Consider the following 18908-nt stretch of genomic DNA (forward strand, 5'->3'; position numbering starts at 1 on the left):
GCCGAAAGCTAAAGCTGAAAAAATTAAGGAGCTGTCTTTGGACAGCTCTTTTTTTGTCTTATTTTACAAACGCTTACAAGCAAATCAAAAAAACCTGGAAGTTTTATTCAGGTCCTTCTTTCCTTCCATCTTCAGGATCTTTAACAATACGCCGTTTGTCCAGCCGAAGCCATCCTGATTGGGATATTCCCCGCCGCCTGCTATTAACGTAGTATCGGTAACATTATACTTCTCGAGCAGCTTGCCGGTCTTGTTAAATACCCGGATATTTTGTCTGCTCCAGCGATCCGCTATCTCTGAGGATAAATCATTCTTATTATAGTTTTTGAGTCCGGCAATTGCCATCCATTGTAGTGGGGCCCAGCCATTGGGGGAATCCCATTGCTGTCCGGTATTAACCAATGTCGTTACAAGGCCGCCGGGTTTCAGAAAACGCTGGTTGAGTAATTGGGCGACACTGTCGGCCTGGCCCTGAGTTGCTATTTTGAAATACAAAGGATATGTCGCGGCGAGATTTAAAGACTGGGTTTGCACCTTTTCTTTCCAGTCGTAGTCCTTGAACCATCCGGTATTACGGTCCCAGCAATAACGCAGTATCGCGTTCTTTCGTAGACGGGCCTGCTCAAGCATATGCTTATGTGCACGACCGTCTCCATCCCGGTTGTATGCGATGGCAAGCATCTGCTCTAGATGATAAAGAAGACAGTTGAGGTCAACTGGAATAATGGCTGTTGTACGAACTGTAGGAAGCGAGCGACCATCCGCAAACCAGCGGCTGCTGAAATCCCAGCCTGATTCAGCTCCTGAACGTAGATCGCGATATACTTCACTTTTTGGACGTTTGCTCTCTACAGCAGTCGTGACATCCTCATTATAGGCTTCCTCCCTCGGCCAGTCGCCCGCGTCAAAGTATCGGTTCATAACTGATCCGTCGGGCAAATGGACCACATGGCCAGTGGCAATCTCTTTCTTTCTACCATTGTTCATCCAGAAATGGTATTCCTTCTCAAGCACATCAAGGTTTGCTTTGAGAACAGAATCTGCTTTCCCTTTCTTGTTCTCCATCAACAGCTTTAACATAAGCGAGAAGTAAGGAGGCTGTGAACGGGTGAGGTAGTAGGTTCGATTGCCATTGGGAATAAAACCATATGTACGTATCAGAAACGCGAAATTATTCAGCATATTTTCCACAAGGTCGCCCCGTCCGCTTTCTTCGAGCCCTAACATTGTAAAATACGAATCCCAGTAATAGATTTCGCGAAAACGTCCTCCCGGGACTATATAAGGGAAAGGCAAACTAATGAGCGATGTATATTGAGCATACTTGTCGGGGTTCCGTTGCAGTACTTTCCAAAGCTCATTGATATGAGCTTCTACCCCGGCTTTGATATCACTTTTATAGATGCTGCCAGCATGATCAGGTAACTCAAAATTTTTCTCTACAAAATCATGTAGGTTAAAGTCAGGTTTGCTTTTATTTTCCCGATATTCTTGGATGATATCATCAGGCTTACCCTTGGGAGTACAATCAGGAAAGGTTTTACTATCTTCAAATATACCCGCTGATTGTACGGCTTCAAAAAGAGCCGGATATAAGTCGCGCGGCGAATCGTGTTTTACCATCTTCTTTTCTTTGCACGAGGCAAGAGAAATGAGAATCAAAACTACTGAAAGGAACGAAGTTGGCTTCAAGTTCATCATAATCGGAAAAAGAATACACAGTAAGAACACGAAATATGCCAGAGAAGTTTCCTAATACTCTTCTCCCGAATTGTCACAGTTTAGAAAGAATATAAGTTACAACATACATATCTCAACTAATCATCTATTTTTGGATGTAAAATCAGAAAGATGAAAATAAAAACACTTTTCGCAGCAGTTGCAATACTGGCATTCGCGGCATTCAAACCAGCTTTAAAAACAGAAACATTTACAATTGACACTAAAAACTCATCAATAGAGTGGGTTGCGGCAAAAGTAACAGGGAAGCATAATGGGACGGTTAAGATCTCCTCAGGAAACCTGGTATTTAACGGCAAATCGCTTCAGGGTGGTTCATTTACAACAGATATGAACAGTATCGCTGTAGTTGACCTGCAGGGAGAATCAGCGCAGAAACTAATCGGGCATTTAAGATCGGATGATTTCTTCTCGGTTGAGAAACACCCCACTTCCGAGTTCAGGATTACTAAAGTGAGCCCTGCGGGAACGGATCAGGTGAACATCACCGGAGATCTTACGATCAAGGGAATCACTCAACCGATCACTTTTCCTGCTATTGTAAAAAGACAAGGCAACGCCGTCGTTGCTGTTGCCAAAGGAGTTAAAGTTGACAGAACGAAATACGACATTAAATACGGTTCCAAGAGCTTTTTCGGCGGTATAGGCGACAAAGCAATTGACGACGAATTTACACTATCGATTAATCTGGCAGGGAAAAAATAAGTTGTGAGTTGTAGGTTGAGGGTTGTAAGTTGTGTGTGTTGTAAGTTAATATATTCAGAGCAAGATACTTAACTCATCTATTTATTAATTAAACAGTGAAACTCACAACCTGCAACCTGCAACTCACAACTCTCCCCGTATCCTGAAAGCATCATCCTTCAGTTCTACCCTGCCCATAGGTTCACTTTTAGCATGGTAGAACAGGCAAAGCCAGTTTTCTTTTGCGGCGAGTTTTCCGAACTCTTCGCGAAGTTCCATTGAACGGGCTCCATCGAAGTCGTATTTTGCTTTAAATCTGCGTAGTAGCTGCTCGGGTTCGGGAAGGATATCTCCTCCGTAAAACGCCTTTTCGCCTCCATCATTGATAAGAAATACCTGGTGAAAGGGACAGTGTCCGCCCGTAACTTCGTAGCTGATCCGCTCATTCAGCTGTCCGTTGCCTTCTATAAAATGAATGCTTCCGCTTCTCTGAACTACGTCGAATATATCTGTATGGTAAGAGCTTGAATGGCTACTGTATGCTGTTTCCCATTCATTGCGATTGATGACGTACTCTGCATTAGGAAAAGTGAGCTGCATACTGCCATTATTATCGAAGATCATCCCTGCGGCATGATCAAAATGGAGATGCGACATCAGTACCATACTTACGTCTTCGGGGTCATACCCGGCTTTTCGTATGTTTTCATGAATTATAAGCTTCCCCTCATCATTTTTGTAGCCCAGTCCCGTATCAAAAACGAGTAAACCCGCCGATGTTTCGACCAGGAATGGCTGGACATAAACAAACAATGACGCGGGACGATCTTTCGGATTATGTACTTCCGGATCGAAGGGAATAAATTTTTTTGATTTATCAACAGAGTAAGAACCTTCGTATAATGGAACAACTTTCACAATAAACTGAATAAACTGACAGTGAACAACTTAAAAACAAACGCCGAATAAATAAGAGATTAAATAGTATATTTATCCCGTAGCCTAAACAAAGATATGCAAAAAAGGTGGGTAGAAAATGAAGTTACAGACCACAAGGCTGTAGAGGAACTGAAACATCTATTAAATATAGATGAAGTTCTTGCTGCCTTGCTGGTAAGCCGTGGTATCACTTCTTTTGAAGCTGCACGCTGTTTTTTCAGGCCCGATCTTTGCCATCTGCATGATCCTTTTCTAATCAAAGATATGGAGGCTGCTGTTGTAAGGATCGAGCAAGCGTTAAGGAATAAAGAGAAGATACTGATTTACGGTGATTACGATGTAGATGGCACGACAGCAGTATCGCTGGTTTACCATTTTTTCAGCAAATACCACTATTCTATTGAATATTATATCCCTGACCGATATAAGGAAGGATACGGAATTTCAACTCAGGGAGTAGATTACGCAGCTGCGAACGGCTTCAGCCTGATTATCGCTCTGGACTGTGGAATAAAATCAAACGATAAGATTGATTATGCCAACAGTTTAGGTATTGATTTTATCATTTGTGACCATCACTTCCCCGGAACTGCCCTGCCAGATGCAGTAGCGGTTCTTGATCCAAAGCGTGCCGACTGCAACTATCCCTATAAAGAACTTTCTGGTTGTGGCTTAGGATTTAAGCTAATCCAGGCCTTTGCTCAGCGCAATGATATTCCCTTCGAAAGTATTTTATGCTATCTCGATTTGGTAGCTGTAAGTATTGCATCGGATATCGTACCGGTTACAGGCGAAAACAGGACGCTCGCGTGGTATGGTCTAAAGCGACTGAATGAGTCGCCCTGTTATGGACTGTCTGCGCTCATGGAGTTATCGGGTAAAAAACAATATACCATTTCGGATGTAGTGTTTACTATCGGTCCGCGGATTAATGCATGCGGCAGAATAGACGATGCCAGGCATTCTGTGAATCTCCTAATATCATCGACACGTGAAGCAGCAAAAAGTCAGAGCGCCTTGGTAGATCTGAAGAATGCGGAGCGAAAAGAGCATGATGTTTCTATCACAGAGCAGGCATTAAAAATGATAGAAGCAGAGCCGGCTTTATTGAACCGCAAAACCACAGTGGTTTATAATGAAGGCTGGCATAAGGGAGTAATTGGAATAGTGGCCTCGAGATTAACGGAGAAATATTACAGACCGACCATTGTACTGACGAAGTCGAACGGACATATCGCAGGTTCGGCACGTTCGGTATTAGGGTTTGACCTGTACGAAGCGCTCAGCGGATGCAGCGATCTTCTTGAGCAGTTTGGAGGCCATAAATATGCAGCAGGACTAACTCTTAAGCCGGAAAATATTCATGCACTTCGAGAGCGGTTTGAGGATATTGTTTCGCAAACGATCCCTGACCAATTGCTTACACAGGAAATCAGTATTGACGGAAGTTTAGATCTCGCAGCCATTAATGGTAAGTTTTTCAGAGTTCTTACCCAGTTTGCTCCATTCGGCCCGCTGAACCCAACACCTGTTTTTCTCAGTAAAAACGTGTACGTTTGCGGTTCGGCCTCGATTGTTGGCAGCAACCACATTAAGATGACTGTAAAACAGAAAGGATCGCCAGCGTTTGACTGCATCGGTTTTGGAATGGGCCAGTATTTGCCTCTGGTCGACAAGGGACAGGTCTTTGATATATGTTATACTATCGAAGAAAACATTTGGAAGGATAAACGTAGTGTACAACTTAACATTAAAGGGATCAGAAGTGCATCATAAGCATAAAGCAACATGATACTTAGAGCAGAGAATCTTGTAAAAAAATACAAACAACGGACGGTAGTTAACAATGTTTCTTTTCATGTAGAGCAGGGCGAGATTGTAGGGCTGCTTGGCCCGAATGGAGCAGGAAAAACGACTTCATTTTATATGATTGTAGGCCTGATCAAACCAAATGAGGGGCATGTTTATTTAGAGTCTGAAGATATCACGTCCGACCCAATGTACCGGCGTGCGCAAAAGGGAATTGGTTATCTTGCCCAGGAAGCCTCCGTATTCAGGAAGCTTACTGTAGAAGATAATGTAAAAGCCGTTCTCGAAATGTCGAAACTTAGCAAGGCAGAACAAAAGGATAAACTTGAAGAACTTCTTACTGAATTTAGTTTACACCGTGTCAGGAAAAACAGAGGCGACTTGCTTTCGGGAGGGGAACGCAGAAGAACAGAAATCGCCCGTGCACTCGCAGCAGATCCGAATTTTATTCTTCTTGACGAACCATTTGCCGGAGTGGATCCCATTGCGGTTGAAGAAATACAATCTATTGTAGCCAAATTAAAGAACCGAAATATTGGAATCCTGATTACAGACCATAATGTGCAGGAAACCCTTTCTATAACAGACAGAGCTTATCTTCTGACAGAGGGAAAAATTATGCTAACAGGCACTCCACAGGAAATAGCAAACAATGAGATGGCCAGAAAATTCTATCTCGGCCAGCATTTCGAACTTCGTAAAAAGAAACCCAGCAACACGCCCTCGTCATGACTTTTGTAAACTCAATTTTTACCTGGTTCATGAAGAAAAGAATGCACCAGATAGATCTATTTGTTAAGTATCCGCATGATGTACAGGACGAAGTGTTCAGAAACCTCATAGCATCGGCAAGAACTACCGAATGGGGTAAGCTCCATAACTACGATTATATATTTAATCAGGAACAGTTTAAGCAGGCCTTCCCTGTACAGAGCTATGAGACTTTGAAACCTTACATCGAAAGGATGATGAAGGGTGAACAGAATATTCTCTGGAGTTCAGAAATAAACTGGTTTGCAAAATCCTCCGGAACGACAAACGACAGGAGTAAGTTTATTCCAGTGAGTGCAGAGTCGCTGGAAGAATGTCATTACAAAGGGGGCAAGGATATGCTTTCTATCTATTGTAATAACAGGCCGGACTCTATGATCTTTACCGGCAAATCATTGGCCCTTGGTGGCAGTCACCAGGTAAATAACCTTAATGAGAATATTTTCTATGGGGATCTGTCTGCTGTTCTAATCAAAAATTTACCATTCTGGGCCGAATTTTACCGAACACCGGATATGTCTATTACATTAATGGACAATTATGAGCAGAAGATCGATGCCATGGCCAGAGCGACTGAGCATGTAAATGTGACAAATATCTCGGGAGTGCCAACATGGACCGTTGTACTTGCAAAACAACTACTGGAACTTACAGAGAAGGATAATTTGCTGGAAATTTGGCCTAATCTGGAACTATATATCCACGGAGCAGTAAAATTCACACCTTACAGGGAACAGTTCAGGAAGCTAATCCCCTCTGACTCAATGTATTATCTGGAAACCTATAATGCATCAGAAGGTTTTTTTGGCATTCAGGATCTTTCAGACTCCGAAGAAATGCTATTGATGCTTGATTACGGGATCTTCTACGAGTTTTTGCCGATGGAAAACTTTGGTGATGAAAACCCTTCAACCCTTGGTCTTTCGGAGGTGGAAATAAACAAGAATTACGCCCTTATCATATCGACCAATGGAGGCCTATGGCGCTATATGATCGGTGACACAATAAAATTCACATCGCTATCGCCTTTCAGGATACAAATTACAGGCCGAACGAAACATTTTATCAACGCCTTTGGAGAAGAGGTGATCATAGATAACGCCGAAAAAGCACTGACAAAAGCATGCTCCGAAACAGGAGCGATTATCCGCGACTATACTGCCTGTCCTATTTATTTTGAAGGAAATGACGCCGGCGGACACGAATGGATCATTGAATTTGAGCAGATGCCCAATAACATAGAGATCTTCACCGACACGCTGGACAATACCTTAAGAGAAATAAACTCGGATTACGATGCTAAGCGTTTTAAAGACATGGCATTACGCCGTCCTTTAATACACATAGCCCCCGAAGGTACATTTTATAACTGGCTTAAGAGTCTCGGCAAGCTTGGCGGACAGCATAAAGTACCCAGACTGGCTAATGAAAGGCAATACGTAGAGCAGATACTGCTGTTGATGAAAAAGAAGGGCTGATAGGAATATTTCGAAACTGAGATATCCCCCGCTTCATTCTCAATTGTCCATTTTCAATTGCTCATTGTCATGTCCTGATTTCTTTTTCCGTTTTTTTGGAAACATTAAGGAAGCCACGACACTCACTGTCAATATCAGCACAATTATCAGCAAAGAATGGGATGTTGTGAAACCCCAGCTCTTCAACCAACCGTGCGCCAGCATTTTCACGCCTATAAACACGAGGAGAACCGCCAGCCCTACTTTCAGATAATGAAACTTGTGAATGATATTTACTAACAGGAAGAACATCGACCTTAGGCCGAGAATAGCGAATATATTAGAAAAGAAAACAATATAAGGATCCTTGGTGACTGCAAAAATTGCAGGGATAGAATCTACGGCAAAGATCAGATCGGTAAACTCAATAATAAGTAAAACTAAAAAAAGAGGTGTTATATACTTCTTTCCCTGCTTTTTAATAAAGAATTTGTTCCCAACAAACTGAGGATAAACAGAGAAGTACCTCGAGGCAAATTTAACCACTTTATGATTTTCAGGATCAATAGTCTCCTCTTGATTCCGGTTGACAAACATCATTATTCCCGTGTAAACCAGAAACGCTCCGAATACATAAAGGATCCAACCGAATTGATTGATAAGCGTAGCTCCGAGGAAAATAAAAAGGAAGCGCATGATTACAGCGCCCACAATTCCCCAAAATAAAACGCGGTGGTAGTATTTGGGCTCCACGGAAAAAGCAGTAAAGATCAATACCATTACGAAAATATTATCCACGGAGAGAGCGTATTCAATCACATAGCCTGTTAAGAACTCGAGAGCAAGGTTCTGCCGGTATATCTGGAGACTGCCATAAAAATCGTGAGGATTTAACTGGATATTATGAAGGTGGCTTTTCGTGATGAAAGCAAGCCGTTCAAAAGTCTCAATACCATGTAACTTATGACCTTCTGCGAGCAGGAGAAAATAAAACCCAATAGCCAGCGACACCCATACCGAACTCATTATTGCTGCTTCTTTTAAACTTACAGCATGATCACGTTTATTAAACAGGCCCAGGTCGATGGACAACATCAAAATAATAAAGAGTAAAAACCCTCCAAAAAAAACAATTTCGCTTGACATATCTACTTTTTACGTTCAGTGGTGAACCTTACTAACTGCTCAAGGGCTATCCGGGTTTCGTTTTCGGGAAATGTATTAAGGATTTCAAAAGCTTCGTCCTGAAATCTGAGCATCTGCATTTCTGCATAGGCCAGGCCCCCGTTATTCTTCACAAAATGAACTACTTCGGCCACCTTTGAGCTGTCTTCATTATGGTTCTTAACGAGATTAATGATCCGTTGTTTTTCAGATTTTCCAACCTTACTTAAGGCATATATCAGCGGCAGGGTAATTTTCTTCTCTTTGATATCAATTCCAAGCGGCTTTCCAACGTCGTCTGTACCAAAATCAAAAAGGTCGTCTTTAATCTGGAATGCCATGCCGATTTTTTCGCCGAAGAGACGCATGCGTCGTACAGTTTCTTCATCAGCTCCGGCTGATGAAGCACCGCAGGCGCAGCATGAAGCAATAAGTGTAGCAGTTTTCTGCCTGATTACCTCGTAATAAATATCTTCACTGATGTCCAGTTTCCGCGCCTTTTCCATCTGCAGCAATTCACCTTCGCTCATCTCCTTCATTGTATCGGAAATGATCTTGAGCAACTTGAAATCCTCATTATTTAACGCCAACAGCATTCCAGTCGCCAGAAGATAGTCGCCAACTAAAACCGCTACTTTATTCTTCCACAAGGCGTTCACTGAAAAGAAGCCTCGCCTTTCATATGAATTATCAACCACATCGTCGTGAACCAGGGTTGCAGTATGGATAAGCTCTACAAAAGTGGCCGCCCGGTAAGTCGCTTCTGAAACACCACCACAGAGGTTTGCGGAGAAGAATACAAACATAGGCCTGATTTGCTTTCCCTTTCGCTTAACTATATAATGAGTAATGCGATCAAGGAGAGGAACGGAACTCTTCATCGAGGATTTGAACTTCGCCTCAAAATTATCCAGTTCTTTTTCTATCGGTCTTTTTATCTCGTCGAGCTTTGACATGAAATCCTTTAAAGAGTGCCTGGCAGTGCTAGTTGCCCTTAAACTGCAAACATAACCTAAAAAGTATCAAGTTGAAAGTTTAAAGTTGAAAGTGGGTTGCGGGTAGGGTTTCGAGTTGTAGGTGCAGGCTGGGCAGGAAGGTGAAAGCAGAAAGGTGAAAGGTGAAAGGAGAAAGGTGAATAAACAGCTGACGGCTGATTACTGAAGGCTGATAGCTTTCAGCTGAAAGCCAAAAAAAAAGCCCCAGGTGGGCACCTGAGGACTTTTAGTATGATGAGTTTAGAAAAGGGGCTTTAGTCAATCTCTGCGTAAACAGGTTTCTTTACACCGTTGTCATAAGGCTTAAGACTCTTCTTAAGTAATTTACGTGCAACGTGTATACGAGTTTTAACAGTTCCAATAGGGATACTCAAATAATCAGCGATCTCATGATATTTATGCCCTTCGAAGTACATGCTGAATGGCACGTAGTACTCCTGAGGTAGCTTGCCTAAAGCCAGCTTAATATCATCCATTATAAATTTAGATTCGCCCTGATTTTTTGTAGAACTGAATACAAGATTCGCAGAGGAAATTTCTTCGGATTTGGTAACAAAGGAACTGATCTTCACAAAACGACGGTAGTTGTTAATGAAAGTGTTTTTCATAATAGTATACAACCATCCTTTAAGATTAGTACCTTCTTTAAACTTATTGTAATACGTAATAGCTTTTAATAAAGTGTCCTGAACCAGATCATTTGCATCATCTGCATCGTGGGTAAAATGCAGAGCATACATCTTTAATGAACCTGCCTGACGCATAACCATTGTATTAAATTCGATCTTAGTCATTTTTAAAGGAGTTAAGGGTGATTGTTACATTAATTATCTGTTAAAGCAATCAGTTGTTTTTCATAAACTAACTTGCTCTGACCAGTGCAACAACTATGCTAAACCACCGACGTCTTTTAAAATCAGGCCATGAATAAGAATAATTTAATAAAGAATTAACTCAAATTACACATTATATAACATTTACTTCACGCTCTAATGTAACGCCAAATCGGTTCCTTACATCCTCAATAATGCGTTCAGAAAGCGCGTAAATATCTGATCCTGTAGCATTTCCGAAATTAACCAACACCAACGCCTGGTTCTTCCAGGTGCCGGCCTCACCAATTTTTTTACCTTTCCAGCCGGATTGCTCAAGCAGCCAGCCAGCGGCCAGCTTTATTGTACTATTTGATAGACAGTAGTGTACTATGTCTGGAAAAACAGACTGTAATTGTCTGAATTCATCTGCCGAAACCACCGGGTTTTTAAAAAAGCTTCCGGCATTTCCTATGGTAGAGGGGTCCGGCAGTTTATTAACCCGTATGGAAGATACTACATCAGAAATGTCTTTTATATCAGGACTCTCTATCCCTCTATTCATCAATTCCTGATTTATGGCGCCATAACTCGTATTGATATCAGGAATAGCAGAAAGCTTATAGCAAACCTCAGTAATTAAAGTCCTACCCTTGAGGCTCTTTTTAAAGATACTATCCCTGTAGCCAAATGCACAATCGTCTTTTAAGAAAACACTTATCTTTCCGCTTTCCACATTAAACACCCTGCACGAGTAGAACACATCTTTTAATTCCACACCATAAGCACCAATATTTTGAACGGGCGAAGCCCCCACAGTTCCAGGGATCAAACTTAAATTCTCAACTCCGGCGAAACCGTTTCCTACGCAGTATTTCACCAGATCGTTCCACACTTCCCCACCACCTGCTTTAACAAAGATATCTGCGCCTTTTACCTCGTGACTTATTCCTTTAATATTCATTCTGATGACAAGTCCTTCAAAGTCGCGGGTAAATAATATATTGCTTCCCCCTCCTATTATAAGCTGTGGTACCCCTTTCCATCTCCCGTCAGAAAACAATTCCTGAAGGTCGTTCTCTGAATTAATTGTAACTAACCATCTGGCGTATGCTTCTACTCCGAATGTATTAAGTTCCTTTAGCGAAACATTCTCTGAAATATGCAACATCTTTTATATTTTTCGGGGTCCAATTTCGGATTAAAATCGAAGTATCTGTAATAAAAATAAAACAGAAGTCTTTATTGTTTATTTTAAGGGCCAAAAAAGGAAATAAAACTATAATTTTGACTACGTGGAAAATCAGGATAAAAAGAAAGAATTAATTATTGATGCTGCCCTCAAACGCTTTGCCCACTTCGGACTGTCAAAAACTACGATGACAGAGATCGCCAACGATCTCTCTCTGTCAAAAGCTCTCTTATATTATTATTTCCCCGACAAAATAAGCCTTTACTCTGCTGTTCTCGGTAACATTATTAGTTTAATGGACAGCGAACTTAAAAAAGGAACAGCCCGTGCTGCAAACAGTCACGAAGCTCTTGGGCTTTTTTTAAATAAACGACAGGAGTTTATAAGCAAATACTACAACCTGCTTGATTTTACCAAAATAACCGGGTCTGATCTTCCCGAAGAGCTTGGTTCTATGTTTAAAAAAGCCAAACAGTCTGAAGTAGCAATACTCACATCCATTCTTAACAAGGGCATGGAAAGCGGCGAACTCGACACATGTGATCCTCAGGAAACCGCGATGTTGCTGATGGAGGCCTTAGGAGGTATCGTTTTCAACGTATTAAAAGTTCACACCAGGCCTTTTTTCCCCGAAAAGGAACAATTTGACATGATTTTAAAAAGACAGCAAAAGCTGGGTATCATTTTTCTAAAAGGTCTTAAAAAGCTGAATTAACCCTGTTACAACCCTTTCTCCCACCTGTTTATTAAAAAATTTTATCTTTTTTCTCTGAGTACAATTTTTTGGCAATATATTTGACCAACTTATTAAAAAAGTCAGAATATTAGATGAGTGAAAACGATAGAAAACGAGAATTAATAATTGAAAGTGCGATGAAACGTTTCTCACGCTTCGGTGTGCAGAAAACCACGATGAACGAGATAGCCGACGATATGGCGGTTACCCAACCTTCGCTGTATTATTATTTCCCTGATAAAACGAGTTTGATCGTTGCTGTGGTAGAAAAAGTTCTGAAGGATTATTTCAGCGATCTCGAATTACAGGTTAAGGGGCTTACTTCTTTGAGAGAGTTTTTTTACAGGGTCATTGAAGCGAGAAGAGCCTTCCTTGAAAGGTATTTCATGCTGCACCTTACAGACACCCCAACTGATGCCGTTATAAGAGAGAGTTGCGCTTCAGTTTTAAGTGCAAGCCGTGAAAAAGAGGTTTCTATAGTCGCAAACTTTATAAAAGAATCGGCAAGCAAAGGCGAGATAAGTACAGCAGATCCCCAAAAAACCAGTTCTCTATATCTTGATTCTATCACAGGATTAAGCATGTGGGTGATCTCCCGAAGTGAAAAAAAGATCTTTCCCGAAAGCGAGCAGTTTGAGTTAGTAGTAGCAAGACAACAGGAACTGGCTGAAATTTTTCTCAGGGGATTGAAATACGATGAAAATCAGACTGGAAGCAATAGAGGATTATAATAACACCAATAATACGAATGAACAGAATAACAAATAAATTTTTAGTACTCGCAGCGGTACTGGTACTATCCGGCATCAAAGGACTGAATGCTCAGACAGTACAATTAACCCTGAAAGATGCGTTGAATTACGCGCTCAAGAACAACGAAAACGTAAGGAAAGCAAGGCTGGATATAGAAGGTGGAAAAGCTAAAACGAACGAAGTAAGGGCTCAGGCGCTTCCTCAGATAACCGGGTCAGCAAGCATTAACGACAACCTGTTACTTCAGAAGAGTCCTATCCCTGGAGAAATCTTCGGGCGACCGGGGGAAACGATTTTTGTAGCGTTTGGCCAAAAGTATAATACCACGGCATCGGCACAACTAAGCCAGCAGTTATTCAACCAGTCTGTCTTTACAGGTTTGAAGGCAGCGAGGGCTGGTGAGGACTACTACAACCTTAATGCAGCGTTGAGCGAAGAAAACATGCTACAACAGGTAGCGTCTTCCTATTATCAGGTACTCGTATCAAGAGAAAAAATGGCCGTGATTGACACAAATATCAACTCTCTTGTCAGAATTGAAAAGACAGTTGCCGATCAGTTCAGGAATGGGCTGGCCAGAAAAATCGACCTCGATCGGGTGAAGGTAAATCTTACCAATCTGCGCACTCAACGCCAGGAGCTCGAGAACGGTGTAATACAGCAGGAAAACCTACTTAAGTTTTATATTGGCATGCCAATTAACAATACCATCCTTATACCTCAGGCTCAGTTGTCGGCTATCCCTGCCGAGGCGAGCGGGATGGCAGATGAATTGAATGTTGCAGACCTGACGCAGTATCGTTTAATTAAAAAGCAGGAGGAGCTACTCAATTATCAGAAGAAGGCATATCAGGCTGAGTATATTCCGAAGCTGTCATTTAATACCAATTTTGTTTATACAGGGTTCGGGAACAAGTTCGATTTACTGAGAAGCAACAGTACCACACAATGGGCCAAGGCATCTGCGTTAACATTAAACCTGTCAATACCTATTTTTGACGGTTTTGCCAGAAAGTCGAGGGTAAAACAGGCTGAAATCGACCTGCTGAAAGCGCAGGAAGATATCAGAAATACTACTCAATCATTAAACCTGGCTCATGATAACGCCACAATACAGATAAAAAACAGTATAAGCACCATAAAAGCGCAGGTGGAAAACATGAAGCTCGCACAAGAGGTGTATGCAAGTACGCAAAATAATTACCATAACGGATTAGCCACCCTAACAGACCTTCTTGATGCAGAAAACTCACTTGTGAGTGCCCAAAACAGTTACACGCAGGCTCTGCTTAATTATAAACTGGCCGAAATCCAGTTGTTAAAATCTAAAGGTAATATCAAATCACTATTAAACTAATTAAACGGGCAGGAACAGTCCGGATGTAAGAAAAACACATCGTCACGGACAATATAAGTACGGGGCCCTCAATCGAACAATAAAATGAAAAAGAGAAGTATAATAACAGTAATAGTAGTTGTCCTTGTACTGGCTTTAATTGCCTGGGTGTTGCAGAACAATAAAAAGAGCAACCAGGCGAAGACGGCGGTCGTTGCCGAAGGCAATACAGGTGCCGTAGCCGTGAAGACTGAAACAGCCAAAACGGGCACGGTTGATCTCGACTTTAGTGCAAACGGCAATTTTGCCGCCAATCAGGATTTAACGCTATCTGCCGAAAACTCCGGAAGAGTAACACGTATTACTGTAGATGAAGGCGACCATGTACAGCGTGGTCAGGTCGTTGCACGCATCGACGACGAACTGCTTTCTGTAGAAGCCCAGGCCGCTCAGGCAAATTATCAGAATGCGGTACGCGACCTTGAACGGTACGAAAGCTCATTTAAGACCGGCGGAGTGACACAGCAACAGGTAGATGCTATGCGATTAAACGTCAGGAATGCACTGGCCCGCGTACAAACGGCAAAGAGAAAGTCAAACGACGCAGATATCAAAGCACCTATTTCGGGGATCGTTAACAAACGCTTTATAGAAAAAGGTTCTTTTGTATCTCCCGGAACTCAGCTGTTTGAAATAGTTGACCTTTCCAAGCTCAAGCTTAAAGTGACAGCAAATGAAACACAGGTTGTTAACCTTAAAGTTGGAGACAGGGTAAAAATCACTTCAAAAGTTTTTCCGGAAAAAGAGTTTACAGGTAAGATTAGTTTTATTGCTCCCAAAGCCGATAACAGTCTGAACTTCCCGGTAGAGATTGAAGTAAGCAATAATAGCGGAAACGAGTTGAAAGCAGGAATGTACGGAACTGCAGTATTTGATTTACCACAACAGCGTCCGGTTATTACAGTTCCAAGGACAGCATTTGCAGGAAGTGTGAACAGCAATAAGGTGTTTGTTCTTGATGGAAGTACAGCACGCTCCAGAAATGTAACTCCCGGAAGAATCGCAGGCGAACGTGTCGAAATCCTCGAAGGACTAAAAGAAGGTGAAACAGTTATAACCAGCGGGCAGGTTAATCTCACAGATGGGACTCAGGTACAAGCAGTGAAATAAGATAAGTATAAGTGGCTTGTACCAGAAACTATTAATCAAAATTAAAAAATGAAATTAGCTGAAATATCGATAAAGAGACCCACCATTGTAGTAGTGCTGTTCACAGTACTTTCCCTGCTGGGGTTTATAAGCTACAGATCCCTTAACTACGAAATGTTACCGAAGTTTTCGCCGGGGGTGGTGTCGGTTACAACAACCTATCCGGGTGCTTCGCCAACAGAAGTAGAGAACACGGTCACAAAAAAAATCGAGGATGCCGTATCCTCGATGGAAAACATTAAGAAGATTACAGCTACCTCGTATGAGAGCCTGTCATCCGTAGTTATCCAGTTGAATAGTGGCGCAGATGTCGACCTCGCATTGAACGATGCACAGAGAAAAGTAAATGCAATTCTCTCTGATTTACCTGACGATGCAGAAGCACCATCACTAAACAAGTTTTCGCTCGACGATCTTCCCATTCTGACAATGTCGTCTACATCAAATATGGACGATGCTGCATTTTACGACCTGATGGATAACCGGATTGTACCTAACATCTCAAGGGTAAACGGCGTAGCTCAGGTAAATATCATTGGCGGTCGTGAGCGCGAAATCCAGGTGAATATTGACGAAAACAAACTGCAAGGTTACGGATTGTCACTCACTACAGTGCAGCAAGCTATTCGAAGCTCGAATCTTGACTTCCCTACCGGAAGTATCAGGACCGAAAACCGCGACATTCTTATTAGGCTGGCGGGGAAGTATGGAAGTGTCGAAGAACTGAGGAACCTGGTTGTTTCGGATAAGAACAACGTGCAAGTAAGACTTAGAGACATTGCCGATGTCCAGGATAGTCAAAAAGACGTCGAAAAGATCGCCAGGGTTGACCGTAAAGCAGCCCTTGCACTTCAGGTTTTAAAACAGACGGATGCTAATGCCGTAGAGGTGAGCGAAGGCGTACGCAACATAATAACAAGTCTGAAAACTGACTACAAAAACATCGACCTTAACATTACGATAGCGTCTGATAGTTCGACATACACCCTCGAATCGGCCGATGCTGTTATTCATGACTTGATATTGGCGGTAATTCTGGTGGCGTTTGTAATGCTTTTCTTCCTGCATAGTTTGCGTAATGCGGCCATTGTGATGGTATCGATCCCTGCTTCGCTGATTGCAACTTTTATAGGAATAAAACTCTTTGGATTTACGCTTAACCTGATGTCGTTACTGGGTCTTTCACTTGTAGTAGGTATCCTTGTCGACGATGCGATTGTTGTACTTGAAAACATTTACCGGCATATGGAGATGGGCAAGAACCGCGTACGCGCTGCCTATGATGCAACAAAAGAAATCGGATTTACAGTTACCTCCATCACACTGGTAATTGTGGTTGTTTTCTTCCCTATTGCTATCAGTACAGGTCTTGTTTCGGATATATTGCGGGAGTTTTGTGTGGTAGTCATCATTGCAACGTTACTTAGTTTACTTGCTTCCTTTACCATTGTACCGTTGCTGTCTTCGAGATTCGGAAAGCTTGAGCACATTGAAGGGAAGAATTTCTTTGGAAAGATTATCCTTTCATTTGAAAGACGCCTCGACAGGTTCACCGCCTGGATCACCAGCCTGCTTACATGGTCGCTGGGACATAAATGGATAGTACTGGGAGGAACGGTTGTTCTGCTCTTCTCCTCAGTTGCCCTTATTGGCGCCGGCTTTATCGGAACTGAATTTTTCCCAAAAAGTGACCGCGGAGAATTCATCGTGCAAATTGAAATGCCGAAAGATGCGTCTATTGAACAAACCAATCTGGCAACGAGTAAAGCCGAAGCTATTTTAAGCCGGAAGCCTGAAGTTACAAGACTGATCACAACTGTGGGTCAGACGAGTGATGGAATGGGGGCATCGTTAGCTACAGCATACAAGTCGGAGATAAATGTGCAGCTTGTCGATCGCAAAGAGAGAACCGACCCGTCCGACGTTTATGCTGCCCGAATAAAAAAAGAACTTGCACCTCAATTAGTGGGAGCAAAAGTTAAGACCACACCAGTGAGCATCCTCGGAAGTGCAGAACGAGCTCCTGTTGAAGTTGTAGTAAGGGGGAGTGAACTCGACAGCGTAATGAAGTTCGCCAATGTGGTAAAATCAAAGCTCGAGAAAATTGATGGAGCCACCGAAGTTAAGCTCTCTGTCGAAAGCGGAAATCCTGAAATAAGGGTACAAGTAGACAGGGATAAAATGTCGGCTCTCGGCTTAAGTCTTCAAACTGTCGGCGCTACCATGCAAACAGCATTTAGCGGAAACACCGACAGTAAGTTCAGGCAGGGAGAGTACGAATACGACATCAACATCCGGCTTGACAATTTTAATAGAAAGAGCATGGACGATGTTAAGAACCTCACGTTTATAAACAAAGACGAACAACAAATCCATCTCGAGCAGTTTGCTACGGTTACAGAAAGTTCGGGGCCAAGTCAGCTTGAACGCCAGGATAAAAGCACGAAGGTATCAGTGCAGTCGCAGGTGGTGGGGCGACCGTCAGGAACTATTTTCTCTGAACTTGAAACCCAGATTAAAGACCTGCCCAGGCCAGCCGGAGTTAGCTTTATCTTTGGCGGTGATATGGAAAACCAATCAGAAGGCTTTGGAACATTAGGTGTTGCCCTGCTGATGTCTATCATCTTGGTTTACCTTATTATGGTAGCCCTCTACGACAACTATGTATACCCATTTGTGGTGATGTTTTCTATCCCGCTATCGGTAATAGGGGCTTTGCTCGCCCTGGCACTCACAAATAACTCTCTGAATATATTCACCATTCTTGGTTTGATCATGCTTATTGGATTGGTTGCAAAGAACGCCATTATCCTTGTCGACTTTACAAATCAGCAGAAAGCGGAGGGTAAGAGTACAAGGGAAGCATTAATTATGGCCAACCACGCCCGGCTCCGCCCTATTCTGATGACAACCATTGCGATGGTTATCGGTATGCTTCCTATCGCAATTGCAAAAGGCGCAGGGGCAGAATGGAAAAATGGTTTGGCCTGGGTTATTATGGGGGGCCTTACCAGTTCCCTATTCCTCACACTCATTATCGTTCCGGTAATTTATGAAGCTTTTGATAAGATTCTTACTTACTTCGGGTTCAATAAGCACGACGACGATATAGATGTTCTGATGACGGAGCCCTATACTGGCGAGATCGACGACGACGAGTATGAAATGATGCAATATAATAAATAGGCATTAATTGATTCATGATATATAAAAAAGGGGCTTAAGGCCCCTTTTTTATGTCACCCAGATAAAGTATATTCGCTAAAATGACCGGTTATGCTTAGTCTTTTAATTAACTTCATCTGTCTTTT

The 18908-nt window shown here is 42.3% G+C and carries 15 protein-coding genes; 9 read left to right on the forward strand and 6 right to left on the reverse strand.

The window, feature by feature from the left end:
• Positions 1 to 84: 84 nt before the first annotated feature.
• Positions 85 to 1701 carry an alpha,alpha-trehalase TreF gene (gene treF / locus BDE36_RS21160; protein WP_235904345.1) on the reverse strand — a complete coding sequence of 539 codons (1617 nt, stop codon included), beginning with the start codon at positions 1699 to 1701 and terminating at the stop codon, positions 85 to 87.
• Between the two features lie 150 nt (positions 1702 to 1851).
• Between treF and BDE36_RS21165 the strand changes: the two genes are divergently transcribed.
• A complete protein-coding gene (locus tag BDE36_RS21165; protein WP_128770471.1) occupies positions 1852 to 2445 on the forward strand; it encodes a YceI family protein in 594 nt (197 codons plus the stop codon).
• A gap of 123 nt (positions 2446 to 2568) precedes the next feature.
• Here the strand turns inward: BDE36_RS21165 and BDE36_RS21170 are convergent, their stop codons facing one another.
• Positions 2569 to 3342 (reverse strand): MBL fold metallo-hydrolase, encoded by a 774-nt coding sequence (locus BDE36_RS21170; RefSeq protein ID WP_202618160.1) that lies wholly within the window; start codon positions 3340 to 3342, stop codon positions 2569 to 2571.
• Positions 3343 to 3438: 96 nt separating this feature from the next.
• Between BDE36_RS21170 and recJ the strand changes: the two genes are divergently transcribed.
• Genes recJ through BDE36_RS21185 form a run of 3 tightly spaced genes read left to right on the forward strand, consistent with a single transcriptional unit; the run spans position 3439 to position 7421 of the window.
• Entirely contained in the window at positions 3439 to 5139 is a 1701-nt protein-coding gene (recJ, locus tag BDE36_RS21175; protein WP_128770469.1) for a single-stranded-DNA-specific exonuclease RecJ, read from the forward strand.
• Positions 5140 to 5151: 12 nt separating this feature from the next.
• On the forward strand, positions 5152 to 5904 hold the full coding sequence (lptB, locus tag BDE36_RS21180; RefSeq protein WP_128770468.1) for an LPS export ABC transporter ATP-binding protein: 753 nt from the start codon (positions 5152 to 5154) through the stop codon (positions 5902 to 5904).
• The gene (locus tag BDE36_RS21185) at positions 5901 to 7421 is read left to right on the forward strand and encodes a GH3 auxin-responsive promoter family protein (protein ID WP_141816400.1); all 1521 of its coding nucleotides are present in this window, start codon (positions 5901 to 5903) and stop codon (positions 7419 to 7421) included. The genes lptB and BDE36_RS21185 overlap by 4 nt, the downstream gene beginning before the upstream one ends.
• Before the next feature lie 39 nt (positions 7422 to 7460).
• On the opposite strand, the gene BDE36_RS21190 is transcribed toward BDE36_RS21185, so the two are convergent.
• From BDE36_RS21190 to murB, 4 genes are all read right to left on the reverse strand, one after another.
• Entirely contained in the window at positions 7461 to 8546 is a 1086-nt protein-coding gene (locus BDE36_RS21190) for a TerC family protein (RefSeq protein WP_141816401.1), read from the reverse strand.
• A 2-nt stretch (positions 8547 to 8548) separates the two neighbouring features.
• On the reverse strand, positions 8549 to 9520 hold the full coding sequence (locus tag BDE36_RS21195) for a polyprenyl synthetase family protein (RefSeq protein WP_128770465.1): 972 nt from the start codon (positions 9518 to 9520) through the stop codon (positions 8549 to 8551).
• Positions 9521 to 9813: 293 nt separating this feature from the next.
• Positions 9814 to 10353, reverse strand: coding sequence for a sigma-70 family RNA polymerase sigma factor (locus BDE36_RS21200; RefSeq protein WP_128770464.1), 540 nt, complete (start codon positions 10351 to 10353; stop codon positions 9814 to 9816).
• 172 nt (positions 10354 to 10525) lie between these two features.
• Positions 10526 to 11542: a UDP-N-acetylmuramate dehydrogenase gene (murB, locus tag BDE36_RS21205; RefSeq protein ID WP_141816402.1), complete on the reverse strand. Its 1017-nt coding sequence runs from the start codon at positions 11540 to 11542 to the stop codon at positions 10526 to 10528.
• Positions 11543 to 11666: 124 nt separating this feature from the next.
• On the opposite strand from murB, the gene BDE36_RS21210 reads away from it, so the two are divergent.
• The 5 genes from BDE36_RS21210 to BDE36_RS21230 all read left to right on the forward strand — a co-directional run bounded on the left by BDE36_RS21210 (position 11667) and on the right by BDE36_RS21230 (position 18783).
• Positions 11667 to 12278, forward strand: coding sequence for a TetR/AcrR family transcriptional regulator (locus tag BDE36_RS21210; protein WP_128770462.1), 612 nt, complete (start codon positions 11667 to 11669; stop codon positions 12276 to 12278).
• A 113-nt stretch (positions 12279 to 12391) separates the two neighbouring features.
• A complete protein-coding gene (locus BDE36_RS21215) occupies positions 12392 to 13030 on the forward strand; it encodes a TetR/AcrR family transcriptional regulator (RefSeq protein WP_141816403.1) in 639 nt (212 codons plus the stop codon).
• A gap of 17 nt (positions 13031 to 13047) precedes the next feature.
• On the forward strand, positions 13048 to 14409 hold the full coding sequence (locus tag BDE36_RS21220; protein ID WP_141816404.1) for a TolC family protein: 1362 nt from the start codon (positions 13048 to 13050) through the stop codon (positions 14407 to 14409).
• Positions 14410 to 14493: 84 nt separating this feature from the next.
• Entirely contained in the window at positions 14494 to 15558 is a 1065-nt protein-coding gene (locus BDE36_RS21225; protein WP_128770459.1) for an efflux RND transporter periplasmic adaptor subunit, read from the forward strand.
• A gap of 48 nt (positions 15559 to 15606) precedes the next feature.
• Positions 15607 to 18783, forward strand: coding sequence for an efflux RND transporter permease subunit (locus tag BDE36_RS21230; protein WP_141816405.1), 3177 nt, complete (start codon positions 15607 to 15609; stop codon positions 18781 to 18783).
• Positions 18784 to 18908: the final 125 nt, after the last annotated feature.

Origin of the sequence: Arcticibacter tournemirensis (assembly GCF_006716645.1) — a bacterium.
Lineage (GTDB): Bacteria > Bacteroidota > Bacteroidia > Sphingobacteriales > Sphingobacteriaceae > Arcticibacter > Arcticibacter tournemirensis.